Below are 16,558 nucleotides of genomic sequence, written 5' to 3' on the forward strand. Positions count from 1 at the left end.
CGCCAAGCGTGGCCGGGAAGCAAATTTTCCGCGAGATCGGACGGCGTCATGGCCTTCCGACAGACCAGAGCGAGCGAATGAGCGATCTGCCGAACGGCCTGACCTACGCCCAGGCGGGTGTCGATATCGATGCGGGCGCCGCCCTGGTGGACGCCATCAAGCCGCTGGCCAAGGCCACGCGCCGCCCCGGCGCGGAAGCCAGCCTGGGCGGTTTCGGCGCCCTCTTCGATCTGAAGGCCGCTGGTTACGACGACCCTCTGCTGGTCACCACCACGGACGGCGTCGGCACCAAGCTGCGCATCGCCATCGACACGGGCATGCACGCCACGGTCGGCATCGACCTGGTGGCCATGTGCGTCAACGACCTCTTGGCCCAGGGCGCCGAGCCGCTGATGTTCCTGGACTATTTCGCGACCGGCAAGCTGGACGTCGAGACGGCCAAGAGCGTCGTCGCCGGCATCGCCGAGGGCTGCAAGATCTCGGGCTCGGCCCTGGTCGGCGGCGAGACCGCTGAAATGCCCGGCATGTACGCCGACGGCGAATACGACCTGGCCGGCTTCTCGGTCGGCGCGGTCGATCGCGCCGCGGTGCTGCCCAAGCTGGACCAGCAGCGCGCCGGCGACATCATCATCGGCCTGGGCTCGTCGGGTCCGCACTCGAACGGCTATTCGCTGGTGCGCCGCGTGGTCGAGCGCTCGGGCCTGGCCTGGGACGCCCCCTGCCCCTTCGAAGCCGGCAAGACCCTGGCCGAGGCCCTGATGGCCCCGACCCGCATCTATGTGAAGTCGCTGTTGCCGCTGCTGAAGTCGGGCCGCGTCAAGGGCGGCGCCCACATCACCGGCGGCGGCCTCATCGAGAACCCGCCCCGCGCCATCGCCGAGGGCCTGGCCGCCGAGTTCGACTGGAACAGCTGGGCCATGCCGCCCGTGTTCGACTGGCTGGCCAAGACCGGCGGGATCACCGAGCACGAGATGCGCCGCACCTTCAACTGCGGCGTGGGCTTTATTCTCATCGTGGCCCAAGCCGACGCCGAGCCGGTGCTGGCGGCCCTGCTCAACGCCGGCGAGGACGCCTTCATCTGCGGCCAGCTGGTCAAGGCTTAGTCACTGCGTCCTTCGAGGCGCGCTCAGGAGCGCGCACCTCAGGATGAGGACGTTTTTGCACTGAACCCCTCATCCTGAGGCGCCCGCACAGCGGGCCTCGAAGGACGCAGGGCGGGAGCCGCTCATGACCCAACGCACCAAAGTCGCCGTGCTGATCTCGGGCCGGGGCTCGAACATGGAAGCGCTTGTGGCCGCGTCGCGCGATGCCGGCTGTCCGTTCGAGATCGCTCTCGTGATGGCCAACAAGCCCGACGCCAAGGGCCTGGAGATCGCCGCCGCGGCCGGCGTCGAGGCGCTGTGCGTCGATCAGAAGCCGTTCAGCAAGGACCGCGAGGCCCATGAACGCGCCATCGACGCGGCCCTGCGCGCGCGGGCGATCGAGGTGATCGCCCTGGCCGGCTACATGCGGATCCTCACCCCCTTCCTGGTCGACGCCTGGGAGGGCCGGATGCTCAACATCCACCCGTCCCTGCTGCCCGCCTATCCGGGTCTGGACACCCACGCTCGGGCCATCGCCGCCGGCGAGGTCGAGGCCGGCTGCACGGTCCATCTGGTCACGGCCGGTGTCGACGAGGGCCCGATCCTGGGCCAGGCCCGCGTGCCCATCCTGCCCGGCGACGACGAGCCCGCCCTGGCCGCCCGGGTGCTGGAGCAGGAACACAGGCTCTACGCCGACACCCTGGCGACCTTCTGTCGCGGCCTTTCCGCAGCACAAAACTAGGGTTCACGCACGTTTACAACGCTGGGTCAGAGATTCGTCACAGTCGGTAACGATACTGGAGCCATGGACGCTTTCCTGACTCAGACCTTCGCCCTTGCGGCCGACAACAGCGTGTTGGCGGGTCTGGTGCTGTTTGTGCTGACCCTGCTGGAAGCGCTGCTGGTGGTGGGCGTTCTGATCCCCATCGTCGGCGTGATGCTGGCCGCCGGCGCCCTTGTGGCCCAAGGCGTCATGCATCCAGTCGAGGCGGTGCTGTGGTGCAGCGCCGGCGCGGCGGTCGGTGACGCCCTGTCCTACCTGCTCGGCCACCGTCTGGGCGGCCGCCACGGCGCTCGGATGCTGTTCTCGGGCCGTCGGCGCCTGTTCGCCCGCGCCAAGCTCCTGGCGCGTCGCTACGGCACGGTGGCGATCATCGCCGCCCGCTATCTCGGCCCCGTCCGCCCGATGATCCCGATCCTGGCCGGCATGAGCCGCGCCCGCCCCTGGCGGTTCCATATCGCCAGCGCGCTGACCGCGCCGATCTGGGTCGTGTCGCTGATGGCCCCCGGCTACTTGGCCGTCGTCAATCTGCAGCGCCTGGATCTTGATCCCGGCGTGGCCGGTCCGCTGGCCGTCGCGGCGCTGATCGTGGTCGCCACGGCCTGGATGGCCCTGCGCCGTCCTCGCACGGTCCTGGCCTAAACAGCCCTGTAGCGACGCTCGGCCCAGAGCGCGCCGCCCAGCACGATCGCGACCGCGAACCACAAGGCCGCAGCCCCGATCGTCAGATAGCTCAGCGCCCCCAGCGCCCCGCCCGCCGCCAGGCCGGTCCACAGCAGTGCATAACGCCACCAGTCGTTCGGCTCTCGGCCGACAATAGCGCCCGCGATACGTTGGCCCGCCTTGACCAGGGCGCCGGTCATGTAGGTCAGGCCCACGGCCACGTCGCCGTTCCGCTGAAAGACCGCGTTCTCCGCCCCCATGGCCATCGCCACCGCCGTGACCCCTGCTCGGTCATGACCGAGCGCCAGCAGGATCGCCCCGGCCGCCAGCAGCACCGCCTCAAGAACCAGCACGGGCGAGCGCCGCGTCTCGCCCAGCGCCCGGGCCGTCAGCGCGCCCAGCACCACGCCCGCCACGAACGCAGCGACCAGGCCGATGACCGTCAGCGCCGCCGCCCAGTGGCTGGTCGCCAGGGCCACGCCCAGGCGCGTCGAGTTGCCGCTCATGAACGAGACGAAGAAGCCGCCCAGCTTCAGAAAGCCGATCGCGTCGACATAGCCCGCCACGCCCGACAGCGTGACCGCCAGCGCCACCTCGCCGCGTCCGTAGTGCTGCACGTCCCGGCCTCCGCACAAAAGAAAACGGCCGGATCGTCACCGATCCGGCCGCTCTGCGTCATCAGAAATGTCGACGGCGATTAGCCGACGATTTCTTCTTCCGTGAAGAACTGGGCGATTTCGATGCCGGCGTTCTCCAGGCTGTCCGAGCCGTGGACCGAGTTTTCACCGATCGACAGGGCGAACAGCTTGCGGATGGTGCCTTCGTCGGCGTTTTCCGGGTTCGTGGCGCCCATGACTTCACGGTACTTCAGGACGGCGTTGTCGCCCTGCAGCACTTGGACGACGACCGGCTCGGCGGTCATCTGGCCCACGAGTTCGCCGTAGAACGGACGCTCGGCGTGGACTTCGTAGAACTTCTTGGCTTGGGCTTCGGTCAGCTTCACGCGGCGCTGAGCGACGATGCGCAGGCCGGCGGCCTCGATCACAGCGTTGATGGCGCCGGTCAGGTTACGACGCGTGGCGTCCGGCTTGATGATCGAGAAGGTGCGTTCGGTCACGACAGTGATCTCACAGAAAAGTTGTGAATTGGGAGGTTGCGGGCTTATAGCCGTGCGCCCCGCCCTCGCCAACCCCACCGCGTAAGCTTCACAAAAATGCTGCAGATCAACGACCTGACCTTCAATGCGTGGGGCCGGCGCTTTTTCGACAAGGCGACCGTCAGCCTGCCGCCGGGGGCCAAGGTCGGCCTGATCGGACGAAATGGCGTTGGCAAGTCGACGCTGTTCAAGCTGATCCTGGGCCAATTGCACGCGGGCGATGACGAAATCAGCCTGCCCAAGAGCGCCCGCATCGGCTCGGTCGACCAGGAACACCCGGCCACGCCGGTGAGCCTGCTGGAGACTGTGCTGGAAGCCGATATCGAGCGCCACACGCTGATGACGCGCCTGGAGACCGCCGATCCCGAGGAGATGGGCGAGATCTGGGCCCGCCTGATCGAGATCGACTCCGACTCGGCCCCGGCCCGCGCCTCGGAAATCCTGGTGGGTCTGGGCTTCACCCAGGAGGACCTGCACCGACCGATGAGCGAGTTCTCGGGCGGCTGGCGCATGCGCGTCGCCCTGGCCGCGGCCTTGTTCGCCGAGCCGGACATGCTGCTGCTGGACGAACCGACCAACTATCTGGACCTGGAAGGCGCGCTCTGGCTGGAGGCGCGGCTTCAGAAGTATCCGCACACGGCGCTGATCGTCAGCCACGACCGCGAGCTCTTGAACAACAGCTGCACCCACATGCTGCACCTGGCCGGCGGCAAGCTGGAGCTCTACACCGGCGGCTACGACGATTTCGAAAAGCGCCGGGCCGAGAAGGCGCGCCTGCAACTGTCGGCCAAAGCCAAGCAGGACGCCGAGCGCGCCCACCTGCAGGCCTTCGTCGACCGCTTCAAGGCCAAGGCCTCCAAGGCCGCCCAGGCCCAGTCGCGGATGAAGCGCCTGGCCAAGATGGAGCCGGTGGCCACCACGATCGAGGAGCGCGTCGCGCCCTTCACCCTGCCCTCGCCGCCCAAGCCCCTGCCCCCGCCGCTGATCCGGCTGGAGAAGGCCAGCGTCGGCTATGAGTCGGGTCGCGCGATCCTGAAGAACCTGAACCTGCGCATGGACCTGGACGACCGCATCGGTCTTCTGGGCGTCAACGGCGCGGGCAAGTCGACCTTCGCCAAGATGATCGCCGGCGCGCTGGGCGTACAGGCCGGCGAGTTCCACCGCGACAAGAAGATGAAGGTCGGCTGGTTCCACCAGCACCAGATCGAGGCGATGGATCCCAACGACACGCCGCTGGAGATCATCCGCCGCGCCATGCCTGAGGCCTCGGAAAGCTCGCGCCGCTCGAAACTGGCCCAGTTCGGCCTGGGCTTCGAGAAGCAGGAGACCAAGGTCGAGAGCCTGTCGGGCGGCGAGCGCGCGCGCCTGCTGCTGAACCTGGTGGCGATGGACGCGCCACACATGCTGATCCTGGACGAGCCGACCAACCACCTGGACATCGACAGCCGCCGGGCTCTGCTGGACGCCCTGAACGACTACATGGGCGCGGTGATCCTGATCACCCACGACCGCTCGCTGATGGAGCTGGTCGCCGACCGCCTGTGGCTGGCGGCCGACGGCACGGTCAAGGCGTTCGACGGCGACATGGACGACTACGCCAAGTTCGTGTTGGAGCGCGCCAAGCAGGCGGTGAAGCCGACCCAGGTCAGCCGCGAGCCTGAAAAGCCCGTCGCGCCGCTCACGAAGAAGGCCGCCGTCGAGCCGCTTCGCCGCAAGGTCGAGGCCGCCGAGCAGGTGATGACGCGGCGCACCCGGGACCTGGCCGAACTGGAAGCCCAGCTCGGCGACCCGGATCTCTACGTCAAGAACCCGGGCAAGGTCGCCGAACTGACCAAGCGCCGCGACAACGCCCAGGCCAAGCTGAACGAGGCCGAGGAGGCCTGGATGAGCCTGGCCGAGGAGCTGGCCGAGGCCGAAGGCTGAGCCACCTCAGGGTGAACGGCCGCTAAACCATGTCGTTTAGCGCTTCCCGAACGTGTGTCGCCGCATGGTGCGACCCATGAGCACAGGTCACCCCCGCAACCATGTCGTAGCCAATCCGGAAGGATTGTCGTCGCACGTCGTGCTGGAGGCGTTCGCCGAATGGGTGAACACCCGCATCGGCGAGGCCCTGCGGATCGAGATGGATCTGGCCTTCCGTGACCGCCCCTTCGACATCGAGGTGGGGCGTTCCCCGGCCCTGGTCGGCTGGGAGCACAAGTTCATCCAGCCCGGCGCGCCTGCGCCGCGCGGCAAGATGTGGACGGTCTACCGCCTGCATGACCAGAACGACCGTCCGGTTCACCTGCCGCAGTCCGGCGATCTGGTCGAGGACCTGACGCCGCTGCTCGGCGAGCTTGGCTATCTGGGCGTCTTCGAAGACGGCGTGGCGCAGTTTCCAGGCGTGGGTAAGCGCTGACCGCCTGCCGCCTCAGCGGCGATGGTGCTCGTCGCGCGGCTTGTCATACAGCGTGCGCAGATAGGCGGTGACATCCGCGATCTGGATCGCCGTCATCGCCTTGGCCGGCATGGCGTAATGGCCGACCGAGGCGATCGCCTCCAGTTCCCAGTCCAATCGGTAGTCCGCGTACTTCTTGGCGACCTCTCCGAAGGGGGGAGCGTCCTGGCGCGGACTGACGCCATCGGCGCTGATCGCGTGACAACTGGCGCATTGCTTGGCCGCAAACGCCGCGCCTCGAGCCGGCGAGCCGGGAAGCGCGTCGTCGGCCGTCGCTCCTGATCGCGACGCCTGCGCCGCCGTCATGGCCGGCGCCATCAAGACCATCATCGCCAGCGCGGTCGTCAAAAGCCTTCGCATGTCGGTCACTCCCGTCACCCTGAAGATGCGCGCAGCACGAGGCGCAGCCAAGTGCGGGCGACCGCGTAAGGTTGCGGCCGCCCGCGGCGCCCGTTGGGCGGTTCAGACCGTCGCGGACCCGCGCGTTTCCAAGGCCTCGACCAGGGTCGACAACAGGGACATGACCGTCAGCGGCTTGGGCGTCGCGCCGTCGAAAACGGGGTCCAGCGGGCCGGAGCGCACGTCGGCCGAGAACGCGATGATCGGCGCCTGAGCGCTGGGCCCGCGCTCGGCCCGAATCCGCAACGCCGCCGAGCGCCCGTCCAGGCGCGGCATGCGCAGGTCCATCAGGATGGCGTCGTAGGGCTCGGCGGCGGCGGCGGTCACGCCCTCCTCGCCGTCAACGGCCTCAACGACCTCGACGCCGACGGCCTCCAGCACGGAACGGACCAGTTCGCGGTTGCCGGCGTTGTCATCAACGACCAGCACGCGACGCCCGGGCGGCGGCATGGGAAAGTCGGCTACGCCTTCATCGTCTTGCGCGGCTAGCGTCGACGCCAACGGCGCCGGAATCTCGAACCAGAAGCGCGCGCCCTGCTCCTCATTGCTGGCGACACCGATCTCGCCGCCCATCAACTCCACCAGCCCGCGCGAAATCGCCAGGCCAAGACCGGCGCCGCCATGCTTGCGGTTCAAGGCGGCGTCGATCTGCGCGAACCGCGTGAAGATCAGCGCCTGATCGGCCTCGCCGACGCCCGGCCCCGTATCGATCACGCTGATCCGCAGGCGCCCCGTCTGGACGTCGTAAGCGGTCTCCAGCGCCACCTCGCCCACTTCGGTGAACTTCACCGCATTGCCGACGAGATTCAGCAACACCTGGCGGACCCGCTCGGGATCCAGGATCACGCGCCCGGGCATGGCGTCGCCGCCCACGGACCGCAGCGTCAGCTGCTTTTCCTTCGCGGCCGGCGCCAGAATCTCAAGAACGTCGGCGACCAGATCGCCGATCGCGACCGGGCGCGGTTGAAGGGCGATGCGCCCCTGTTCGAGGCGGGAAAAGTCCAGGATGTCGTTGATGGTCGTCAGCAGGGTCTGACCGCCCGTGGCGATACGGTCGACATAACGCCGCGATCGCGCGCCCAGATCGGGCTCCTCGGCCAGCAGATTGGCGAAGCCGATCACCGCCGTCAGCGGCGTGCGCAGTTCATGGCTCATATTGGCCAGGAACTCGCCCTTCACGGCGGCGGCGGTCTCGGCTTCGGCGCGAGCGGCGCGCAGCGCCATCTCCAGCGTCTTACGCGCGGTGATGTCGCGGATGATGTCGGTGACGGCCACGGGCTGACCCGTTTCCGGACTGCAGGCGAGCATCGGCCGCGACTCCAGCCAGATCATCGCGCCGTCCTTGTGGAACGCGCGGTACTCGACGGTGATGGCCATCACCTCGCCCCGCGCGCTGGCCTCCCGTTGGGCGCGGACCAGATCAGCGATGCGCAAGGTGTCTTCCGGATGGAGGACCTTCATATAGGCCCAGCCCAGCAGTTCTTCCGGGGCGTAGCCGAGGATCGCGTGCGTGGCCGGCGACATGTAGGTCATTCGGCCGTCGAGATCGCTATGGGCGATCACGTCCAGCGCATTCTCGGCCAGCAGCCGATAGCGGGCTTCGCTCAGCTCGGCCTCGGCGCGCGCCTTCACGAGGTTGGCCACGATTTCGCGCCGCTGTCGCTGAAGGGCCGCGGCCGGCAGGCTGATGAAGGTCGAGGCCGCCAGGAACAGTTGCAGGACCAGAGATTGGTCGTAAGCTCCGCCTTGGATGAGGTTGATCGGTCCGCGTCCCGCGAGCGTCAGCACCAGGGCGATCGTGGCCACAAGCGCCGAACACAGCGCCGCGCCGAACACCTCCTGACGCCAGGCGGCGATCAGCATCATCGGCGGCAGCAGGAACAAAAGCGGATATCGGGTCTGGCCGAACACGATCAGCGCCATCGCGCAGCAGGCCGCGATCGATAGAACGCCGTCGCGCGTCAACGGGCGTTCGCGGAGGTAGTGTTTGGCCCTCGAGAGCACCAGGAGCGCTGGTCCGATGCACAACATGCCGAGGATGTCGTTCAGCGACCAGGTGACGATGTTGTGCACGAGGTCGCCGCCGCGCAGGGCGGTGTGGAAAGTTGCCGCGAGCGATCCGATCACCAGAGGCGCCAGACCTCCGGCCAACAGGACGAAGGCCAGCATGTCGCGCGGTCGTCCCAGATCGATCACCTCGCCGACCGCCCTGCGCACCAGGAAGGCCGCGAGCGTGGCCTGCGACACGTTCATGGGCACCAGCGTCAGGTTGACCAGCGGGCTGTCGCCCGCGTGCGCGCCGGCGGCCAGACCGCCGATCAGACCGCCGAGGATGATCGCCGGCCACCGTCTTGAGGGGGATGACAGCAGGAAGGCGGCCAAGAAGCCGTTGGAAAGCCAGATCGGCGTCACATAGCCATAGGCGCGCGGCGGCTCGACACAGAGATAGGCCAGAATCGCGAAACCGAAGGCGGCGATCAGGGCGGCCAAGACCGCCCGGCCCAGATCACCGCGCGAACCTGTTTCGAAAGTCGGCTTGTCGACCATGCTTTGAACCGGCCTTTGATCGGGCTGATTCCGTTATTTCATGCGGCGTCGCGACACGCCACCGAAGCTTGGGACGCGCCCGTCGTCAGCCGCACTTTACTTGTTGGACAAGACCGGTGTCGGCGTTGAACAGGATGTTCAAGCGGTCGGGGCGGTAGTCCATGGTCACCGGGCAGGTCGTGCAGGCGACCCGCCAGCGGGACGGATCGACCGGAGCCGGCAGGCTGGTGCGAGGCTGGCCGATATAGGCTTGGGCGTCCTTCAGGCCGCACTCGTCCTTGGGCTCGCTCTGCGGCGGCGCAGCCGGAAGGGCGATGGCGGGCGGCGCGGTCGGCGTGGAGGGCGGCGGCGGCGGTGCGGGTTCGGGCGCGCTGGAGCACCCGACCAGAACCATCGCCGAGATCAACACCGAAGCTGCTCGCCTCATGCCTGCTTCTCCCAACCACGCTCGGCGCCCTGGCGCCAGTAGGACACCGGATGCCCGGCCTTCTTGAACATAGACCACCGACCCCGCGCCTGCGCCAAGGCCTGCTCGTCGCGGCCGTCGAACAACAGGATGCAGCGCGAAACGCCTGAAAGATCTCCAGGTTCGGCCCCGTCGATGAGAAACAGCGCGTCGCCGCCGTTGAGGTTCCCCTCGTCGGCGGTCAGCAGCACCGGCTGGCGCTCGGCCATCGGCTCGCTGGCCAGGCCGTGCGGTAGAAAGCTGTCTTCGCGCCAGGTCCAGAGATGTTGATCCAGCGCCTCGATCCGGCGCGGATCGCCGCCGCGCACCAACGCCTTCCAGCCGCGCCCCAGCGTCTTCTCCAGAAGCTCGGGCAGCACCGCCTCGAGCGGCGAGCGCTCGAGGTGATAGAACCAGACCTCGCAGGGGTTAGCCGTCATCGAAATTCCCTGTCATCCCGGGCGAGCGTAGCGAAGACCCGGGACCGCGACAAACGCGGCGCTTGGGGCGGTCCCGGCTCGGCACGCCTTGCGCTGGGCCGGGATGACAGCCCTTTCGGATCAGCCTTCGTAGGCGTCGGCGACCAAGCGGTTCAGCAGACGCACGCCGAAGCCCACCGCACCGTCCGGCACGGTCGGGTCGGCCGACGGCTTCTTCCAGGCCACCGACGCGATGTCGAGGTGGGCCCACGGCACGCCGTTGACGAAGCGCTGCAGGAACAGCCCGGCCGTGATCGAACCGGCCGGACGCCCGCCGATGTTCTTCATGTCGGCGATCGGGCTTTCGATCTGCTTCTCATAGGCGGCCGGCAGCGGGAGGCGCCACAGCGTCTCGCGTTCGGCCTTGCCGGCGCTGAGAAGTTTCTCTGACAAGCCGTCGTTATTGCTGAACAAACCGGCGTAGTCATGGCCGAGAGAAATGATGATCGCGCCGGTCAGGGTGGCCAGGTCGATCATGAACTGGGGCTTGAAGCGCTCCTGCGTGTACCAAAGCGCGTCGGCCAGCACGAGGCGGCCCTCGGCGTCGGTATTGATCACCTCGATGGTCTGGCCCGACATCGAGGTGACCACATCGCCCGGACGCTGGGCGTTGCCGTCGGGCATGTTCTCGACGAGGCCCAGCACGCCGATGGCGTTGACCTTGGCCTTGCGGCCGGCCAGGGCGTGCATGACGCCGGCCACGGCGGCCGCGCCGCCCATGTCCCACTTCATGTCTTCCATGCCGTCGGCCGGCTTGATCGAGATGCCGCCGGTGTCAAAGGTGACGCCCTTGCCGACGAAGGCGATCGGCTGGGCCGACTTATCGGCGGCGCCCATCCACTTCATGATGACAAGCTGGCTCTCGCGGCGACTGCCCTGCCCCACGCCCAGCAGGCTGCCCATGCCCAGCTTGGCCATCTCGGCCTCGCCCAGGATCTCGACCTCCAGGCCCAGACTCTCCAGGCCCTTGGCGCGGGCGGCGAACTCTTCGGGGTGCAGGATATTGGCGGGCTCGGAAACGAGGTCGCGGCTGAACACGATCGCATCGGCCAGGGCCGCCAGCGGCTCGTAGGCCTTCTGGGCCTTGACCGGATCGGCGGCGGCGATCTTGACCACCTGCACCGAGGGCTTCTTCTCGGCCTTCTCGGTGGTGCGATACTTGTCGAAGCGGTAGGCGGCCAGGCGCGCGCCGAAGGCCGCGCGGGCGGCGGTCTCGGCGTCGGCGCCGAGCTTAAGCACCAGCTCGACGACGCCGGAGGTCTTCACGGCCTGGAATGCCGACGCGGCGGCCAGCTCGATCGCCTCAGGCTCGACCGCGCCCGAACCATCGACGCCGATCAGAACGACACGCGCGGCTTCAAGACCGTTCGGCGCGACGAGGTCGAGGGTCTGCCCCTTGGCGCCGGTGAAGCGACCGCCGGCGATCGCGCGCGCCAGGGCGCCGCCCGTCGCCTCGTTGGCCGCACGGGCTTCCGGCGACAGGGCCGCGCCTTCGTGAGCCAGGACCGCGAGGGCGGCGGTGGCGCCGGCCTGGGTGTCGACGGGAACGAACTCGATACGCATGCCGCGCTCCTGCAAAATGGGCGACCGTGAGCGGCGCATCGGACCGCGCGCCGCCTCTTCTCATCAAGGCGGCATAGTCCAATGCCGCGCCTTAGAAAAGGCTCCGTTCGGCTCCACTCGAGACAGCCAAGTCAGGTCCCCGGTTGTGCTGGCGTTAAGCCCCCGTGTAGAACGGCGCATCTTCGGGGTTCGTCCCACGAATCCATAAGCCCCGATCCCCCGACTTCATGCGCCTCATTGAACGCTATCTCTTCCGGCAGTTGCTAGGCCCGACGCTTCTGGCGACTGCGGCTCTGGTGGCGCTCGCCTTGCTGGCCCGCAGCCTGTCGGAGTTCGACGTGCTGGTGGAGCAGCGCCAGAGCGCGATGGTCTTCCTGAAGATCATCCTTCTGGCCCTGCCCCAGCTGCTAGGCATCATGATGCCGCTGGCCCTGTTCGTCGCCGCCCTGGTGGCGCTGAACCGACTGCACACCGAACAGGAGATCGTGGTCTGTTTCGCGGGCGGCATGAGTCGCTGGCGAGTCATTTCGCCGGCCATGCGGCTGGCGATCCTGGCGGCGATCATCTCGCTGGTCTCGGGCTTGTGGCTGCAGCCCTGGAGCGCGCGCCAGATCCGCGAGACGGCCTTCCAGATCAAGACTGACGTCGCCTCGACTCTGGTCCAGCCGGGCCAGTTCACCGAGCCAGGACCGGGGCTGACCGTCTACGCCCAGTCGATCGACCGCGACAACAAGATCCAGAACCTGTTCATCCACCAGGAACTGCCCAACGGCGCGGCGTCGACCTATTCGTCGCGCGAGGCCGAGATCGCCACCCGCAAGGGTGAGCCGGTGCTGATCATGCGCCATGGCAGCAACCAGCAATTCTCGCGCAATGGCGTGCTCCAGTACACGTCCTTCGACGAGTACACCTTCGACCTGTCCAGCCTGTTCCACAGCGACGAGCTGCTGCACTACAAGATCGCCGACCGTTATCCGCACGAGCTGTTTTTTCCGGACCTGACCCAGGAGTGGGAGCAGCGAAACAAGGACAAGCTCCTGGCCGAGGGCCATTCGCGGTTCGCGGGCCCGCTCTACAACATCGCGCTGATGAGCATGGCCCTGGCGGCCGTGCTGGGCGGCTCGTTCAGCCGGATGGGCTATGGCAGGCGCATCGCCGCCGTCGGCGCGGCCGCCGCCATTGTGCGTATCGTCGGGTTCGGGGTGCAGGCCGCGTGCGAGGACGATCCCTGGCTCAACATGCTGCAGTACGTCGTGCCGCTGGCCGCGACGGGCTGGGCGATGTCGCAGATCTTCCGCCAGAAGGTCTCGTCCCGACGCGGGACGAAGCCGGCCGCCGCCGCGCCGGCCCTTTCGGGAGCGGCGTGATGCTGACCATGGGCATGCTCGAACGCTACGTGCTCAAGCGGACCATGGGCGCGCTGGTCGGCGCCCTGGCGGTGCTGGGCGCGATGGTGATGCTGATCGCGTTCGTGGACATCGCGCGCAACGTGGGCACGCGCGCCGACGCCAGCTTCCTGCGCCTGCTGTATCTGACCGTCCTGCAGGCCCCGGCGACCATCCTGGTGCTGGCGCCTTTCGTCTTCCTGTTCGGCACCATGTGGGCGTTCGTCGAGCTGAACCGCCGCAGCGAGCTGATCGCCATGCGCGCGGCCGGGATCTCGGCCTGGCGGTTCATCATGCCGGCGGCCGCCGCGTCTTTCGTCATCGGCCTCTTGACGATCACCCTGCTCAATCCGCTGACCACGGCGATGACGGCCAAGTTCGAGACCGAGCGCGACCGCACGATGAACGGCTATCTGAAGGACGCGCCCAAGGGGACGTGGCTGCGCCAGGGCGACGACAAGACCCAGATCGTAATCCGCGCCCGTGCGCGGGAGCTCGTGGACGGCTCGGTGCGTCTGCGCGGGGTGTCGCTGTTTGTCTACACGCTGAACGCCAAGGGTGTGATGGACTTCACCCGCCGGATCGAGGCCAACGAGGCGCGCCTGGAGCCTGGATTCTGGCGGCTGAGCGGCGTTCGCGAAGCCACGCCCGGCGCCGGCGCCATTCGCTCCGACAGCCTGTCCATTCCGTCCAACCTCGACGACCGCACCGCGTCGGAGCGCTTTAACACCCCGCAAGCGGTGGCGTTGTGGCGCCTGCCCGCCACGATCCAGCGCACCGAGGACGCCGGCTTCTCTGCAGCGCCCTTCAAGCTGCGCCTTCAGCAGGATCTGGCGACGCCGCTGCTCTTTGCGGCCATGTCGGTACTGGCGGCGGCCTTTTCGTTGCGCCTGATGCGCCTGGGGGGCCTGGCCACGCTGGCCGGGTCGGGCGTCGCCCTGGGCTTTGGATTCTTTTTCTTCAACGAGCTGTGCAGCACATTGGGTAAGGCCGACGTTCTGGCCCCGTTCATCGCTGCCTGGACCCCGCCGGCCATCGCGCTTTTGGTGGGCTTCACTTTGCTTTGCTATACGGAAGATGGGTGAGTCATTGTTTCCAGGGTCGTCCATGACTGAAACGCGCGCCAGCGTCCCGTCCGCCTGCCGCCTGCTGCTGATGAGCGGTGCGGGTTGGCTGGCGCTGGCCTGCGCCGGCGCGGCCCACGCCCAGCAGAGCCTCGCGACCATCCCCGCGACGCCCGTTGTCAAAGCCGCGCCCTCCGACGGGCTGGGCGACGACGGCTACTATCTGGAATCGGACCTTCTGATCCGAGACGAAAAGAACCAGATCATCACCGCCGAGGGATCGGTCGAAGCCCGCTATCAGGGCCGCACCGTTCGTGCGGATAAGGTGGTCTACGACAGCAAGACCGGCGCGATCACGGCGGACGGCAATGTCCAGCTGATCAATCCCGACGGCACGGCCGAGTTCGCCGACCATCTGGAGCTCGATCGGGACATGAAGGCCGGCTTCGCGCGTAATTTCGCGGCCCGCCTCGAGCAGAACATGAAGGTCGCGGCCGCCAGCGCCGTTCGCCGCAACGAGAACATCCAGGAACTGAACAAGGCGATCTATACGCCCTGCGAGGTCTGCGCCGAGAACCCCACGCCGACGTGGTCGGTCGCCGCCGACAAGATCGTTCAGGATAAGCCCAAGCAGCTCATCTACTACAAGAACGCGGTCATCCGCATGTGGGGCGCGCCGGTGCTCTACCTGCCGCTGTTCTGGCACCCGGACCCGCAGGCCAAGCGGAGCTCAGGCTTCCTGGCCCCCAAGCTCGACTTCTCCAAGGGCCGTGGTGTTTCTTACAACCAGCCCTACTACCATGTGATCTCGCCCTCGTCGGACGTGATCGTGGCTCCGCAGATCAATAGCCGGGTCAATCCGTTCCTGAACGTGAACTATCGCAAGCGCTTTTACTCGGGGATGCTCGAGGCGCGCGGTGGCTTCACCTACGACAAGGAATTCGACATCAAGGGCGATCGCTTCGGCGAGGAGACCTTCCGCAGCTATATTCTGGCGAACGGCAAGTTCGACATCGACCAGCACTGGAAGTGGGGCTTCTCGGCCGAGCGCGTGTCGGACGCCCTGCTCTTCGACAAGTACAAGGTCAACGACGTCTACCAACAGCGCGGCCTGTTCACGAGCGACGATCACCGCCTGGTCTCGCAGCTCTATGCGACGCGTCAGGCGCAACGGTCGTGGTTCTCGGTGTCGGCGGTTTCGGTGCAGGGCCTGCGCGTCGTGGGCATCAACGCCGCCACCAACGCGGCGAACGCCTTCGAGAACAGCGGCGCGTTTCCGCTGATCGGCCCACTGGTCGAGGCCCGTTGGGAGCCGCAAAGCCCCGTGCTCGGCGGACGGCTGCGTCTGCAGGGCTCCGGCGTGATGCTGAACCGCTCGGAGTCGCAATACGGCGAAGCGCCCTATTTCCTGGGCGCCTACAAGGGCCAGAACGGCGTCGACTCCAGCCGCGCCAGCGTCAAGGCCGATTGGCGAGCCAGCAACATTATCGGTCCGGGCCTGAAGGTCTCGCCGTTCGCGCAGGCGCGCGGCGACGCCTACGCCATCAAGACCTACGTGACCCCGGCCGCTCGCGCCCTTGGCGATGACTCCAAGGAAACCTACACCCGGGCGCTGGGTGTCGGCGGCGTCGACTTCAGCCTGCCCTTCTACAAGCCTCTCAAGAGCGGCGGCAGCGTGGTCCTGGAGCCGTTGGCGCAGGTGGCCGTCGGCTCCGACAGCTCGCGCGTCCCGGTGGTCGTGGCCCGAGATGGCACTAAGCGCTACCTCTACAACGAAGACAGCGCGACCCTGGAATTCGACGAGACCAACCTGTTCCAGGCGAACAAGTCGCCGGGCTTTGATCTCTACGAAGGCGGCCAGCGCCTGAACGTCGGCGGCCGCGCGACCTATGCGCGCCCTGACGGCCGGGGTGGCAGCATTCTGGTGGGCCGCAGCTTCCGGTCGGAGTTTGATCCGCTCCTGCCCACGCGCACCGGCCTGCAGACCAAGTCTTCCGACTGGATCGTCGTGGCCACGGTCACGCCGGTTCGCGGTATCAACGCCTTCGTCCGCACGCGCCTCGACTCCGAGACCCAGGAGATCCACCGGATCGAAACGGGCGTCGACGCCTTCACCAAGCGCGGCGGCGGCTCGATTCGGTATCTGAAGGACGAGCTGGACGCCAACGGCAACCGCCAGGAGAACCTCGAAGCGCGCGGCGAGTTGAAACTCACCAGCCGTTTCTCGCTGACCGCGTTTGGGCAACGCGACATGGTGGAAGGCGTCTGGCGGCGCCGCGACTTGGGCGTCGCGTACCAGGACGACTGCATTCGCATCGACGTCATCTACCAGCAGGAAGACCGCTACGCCTCGACGGTGAGCGGCCTGCGGCTGCAACCTGATCGAACGATCGTCTTCCGCCTAACCCTCGCCACATTGGGTGATACAGGGTACAGCAGCAAGTAAGTGACCGCGCTTGGGGGGCGTGCGGGCGGACCCGCAGGCCACACAAGCGCGACTATCGGGGGCGGCGTCCGCAAGGAACGCCGGTTGGGCGATCGTCGCCACCGAGACTGT

Annotated in this window: 16 protein-coding genes; 9 read left to right on the top strand and 7 right to left on the bottom strand. The window is 67.5% G+C overall.

What is annotated here, in order from left to right:
- Positions 1–77 precede the first annotated feature (77 nt).
- From purM to CA606_RS10595, 3 genes are all read left to right on the top strand, one after another.
- A complete protein-coding gene (purM, locus tag CA606_RS10585; protein WP_096051173.1) occupies positions 78–1,103 on the top strand; it encodes a phosphoribosylformylglycinamidine cyclo-ligase in 1,026 nt (341 codons plus the stop codon).
- Between the two features lie 124 nt (positions 1,104–1,227).
- On the top strand, positions 1,228–1,824 hold the full coding sequence (gene purN, locus CA606_RS10590; RefSeq protein ID WP_096051172.1) for a phosphoribosylglycinamide formyltransferase: 597 nt from the start codon (positions 1,228–1,230) through the stop codon (positions 1,822–1,824).
- A 63-nt stretch (positions 1,825–1,887) separates the two neighbouring features.
- A complete protein-coding gene (locus tag CA606_RS10595; RefSeq protein WP_096051171.1) occupies positions 1,888–2,505 on the top strand; it encodes a DedA family protein in 618 nt (205 codons plus the stop codon).
- Here the strand turns inward: CA606_RS10595 and CA606_RS10600 are convergent.
- Positions 2,502–3,101 carry a YoaK family protein gene (locus tag CA606_RS10600; protein ID WP_096053802.1) on the bottom strand — a complete coding sequence of 200 codons (600 nt, stop codon included), beginning with the start codon at positions 3,099–3,101 and terminating at the stop codon, positions 2,502–2,504. The genes CA606_RS10595 and CA606_RS10600 overlap by 4 nt on opposite strands.
- On the opposite strand from CA606_RS10600, the gene CA606_RS20055 reads away from it, so the two are divergent.
- The gene (locus tag CA606_RS20055) at positions 2,985–3,227 is read left to right on the top strand and encodes a hypothetical protein (protein ID WP_233282147.1); all 243 of its coding nucleotides are present in this window, start codon (positions 2,985–2,987) and stop codon (positions 3,225–3,227) included. The two genes, CA606_RS10600 and CA606_RS20055, sit on opposite strands and share 117 nt — an antisense overlap.
- On the opposite strand, the gene ndk is transcribed toward CA606_RS20055, so the two are convergent.
- Positions 3,224–3,643, bottom strand: a complete 420-nt coding sequence (gene ndk, locus CA606_RS10605; RefSeq protein ID WP_096051170.1) for a nucleoside-diphosphate kinase — start codon at positions 3,641–3,643, stop codon at positions 3,224–3,226. The genes CA606_RS20055 and ndk overlap by 4 nt on opposite strands.
- 96 nt (positions 3,644–3,739) lie before the next feature.
- Between ndk and CA606_RS10610 the strand changes: the two genes are divergently transcribed.
- Positions 3,740–5,605: an ABC-F family ATP-binding cassette domain-containing protein gene (locus CA606_RS10610; protein ID WP_096051169.1), complete on the top strand. Its 1,866-nt coding sequence runs from the start codon at positions 3,740–3,742 to the stop codon at positions 5,603–5,605.
- 76 nt (positions 5,606–5,681) lie between these two features.
- Positions 5,682–6,080, top strand: a complete 399-nt coding sequence (locus tag CA606_RS10615; RefSeq protein ID WP_096051168.1) for a hypothetical protein — start codon at positions 5,682–5,684, stop codon at positions 6,078–6,080.
- A gap of 12 nt (positions 6,081–6,092) precedes the next feature.
- Here the strand turns inward: CA606_RS10615 and CA606_RS10620 are convergent, their stop codons facing one another.
- From CA606_RS10620 to CA606_RS10640, 5 genes are all read right to left on the bottom strand, one after another.
- Entirely contained in the window at positions 6,093–6,479 is a 387-nt protein-coding gene (locus CA606_RS10620; RefSeq protein ID WP_423752932.1) for a c-type cytochrome, read from the bottom strand.
- 102 nt (positions 6,480–6,581) lie between these two features.
- A complete protein-coding gene (locus CA606_RS10625) occupies positions 6,582–9,065 on the bottom strand; it encodes an MASE1 domain-containing protein (RefSeq protein WP_096051167.1) in 2,484 nt (827 codons plus the stop codon).
- 85 nt (positions 9,066–9,150) lie between these two features.
- Positions 9,151–9,492 (bottom strand): peptidase inhibitor I78, encoded by a 342-nt coding sequence (locus tag CA606_RS10630; protein ID WP_181242543.1) that lies wholly within the window; start codon positions 9,490–9,492, stop codon positions 9,151–9,153.
- Entirely contained in the window at positions 9,489–9,950 is a 462-nt protein-coding gene (locus tag CA606_RS10635; RefSeq protein WP_096051165.1) for a DNA polymerase III subunit chi, read from the bottom strand. The genes CA606_RS10630 and CA606_RS10635 overlap by 4 nt, the downstream gene beginning before the upstream one ends.
- A gap of 120 nt (positions 9,951–10,070) precedes the next feature.
- Positions 10,071–11,552, bottom strand: coding sequence for a leucyl aminopeptidase (locus tag CA606_RS10640; protein WP_096051164.1), 1,482 nt, complete (start codon positions 11,550–11,552; stop codon positions 10,071–10,073).
- Positions 11,553–11,779: 227 nt separating this feature from the next.
- Between CA606_RS10640 and lptF the strand changes: the two genes are divergently transcribed.
- From lptF to CA606_RS10655, 3 genes are read left to right on the top strand one after another with little or no spacing between them, the layout of a single operon-like run.
- Positions 11,780–12,919 (top strand): LPS export ABC transporter permease LptF, encoded by a 1,140-nt coding sequence (lptF, locus tag CA606_RS10645; RefSeq protein WP_096051163.1) that lies wholly within the window; start codon positions 11,780–11,782, stop codon positions 12,917–12,919.
- A complete protein-coding gene (gene lptG, locus CA606_RS10650; protein ID WP_096051162.1) occupies positions 12,916–14,022 on the top strand; it encodes an LPS export ABC transporter permease LptG in 1,107 nt (368 codons plus the stop codon). Before lptF ends, lptG begins: the two co-directional genes overlap by 4 nt.
- Positions 14,015–16,447, top strand: a complete 2,433-nt coding sequence (locus CA606_RS10655) for an LPS-assembly protein LptD (RefSeq protein ID WP_096051161.1) — start codon at positions 14,015–14,017, stop codon at positions 16,445–16,447. The genes lptG and CA606_RS10655 overlap by 8 nt, the downstream gene beginning before the upstream one ends.
- Positions 16,448–16,558: the final 111 nt, after the last annotated feature.

The sequence above is a fragment of the Caulobacter vibrioides genome (assembly GCF_002310375.3).
In the GTDB taxonomy this organism is placed as follows: domain Bacteria; phylum Pseudomonadota; class Alphaproteobacteria; order Caulobacterales; family Caulobacteraceae; genus Caulobacter; species Caulobacter vibrioides_D.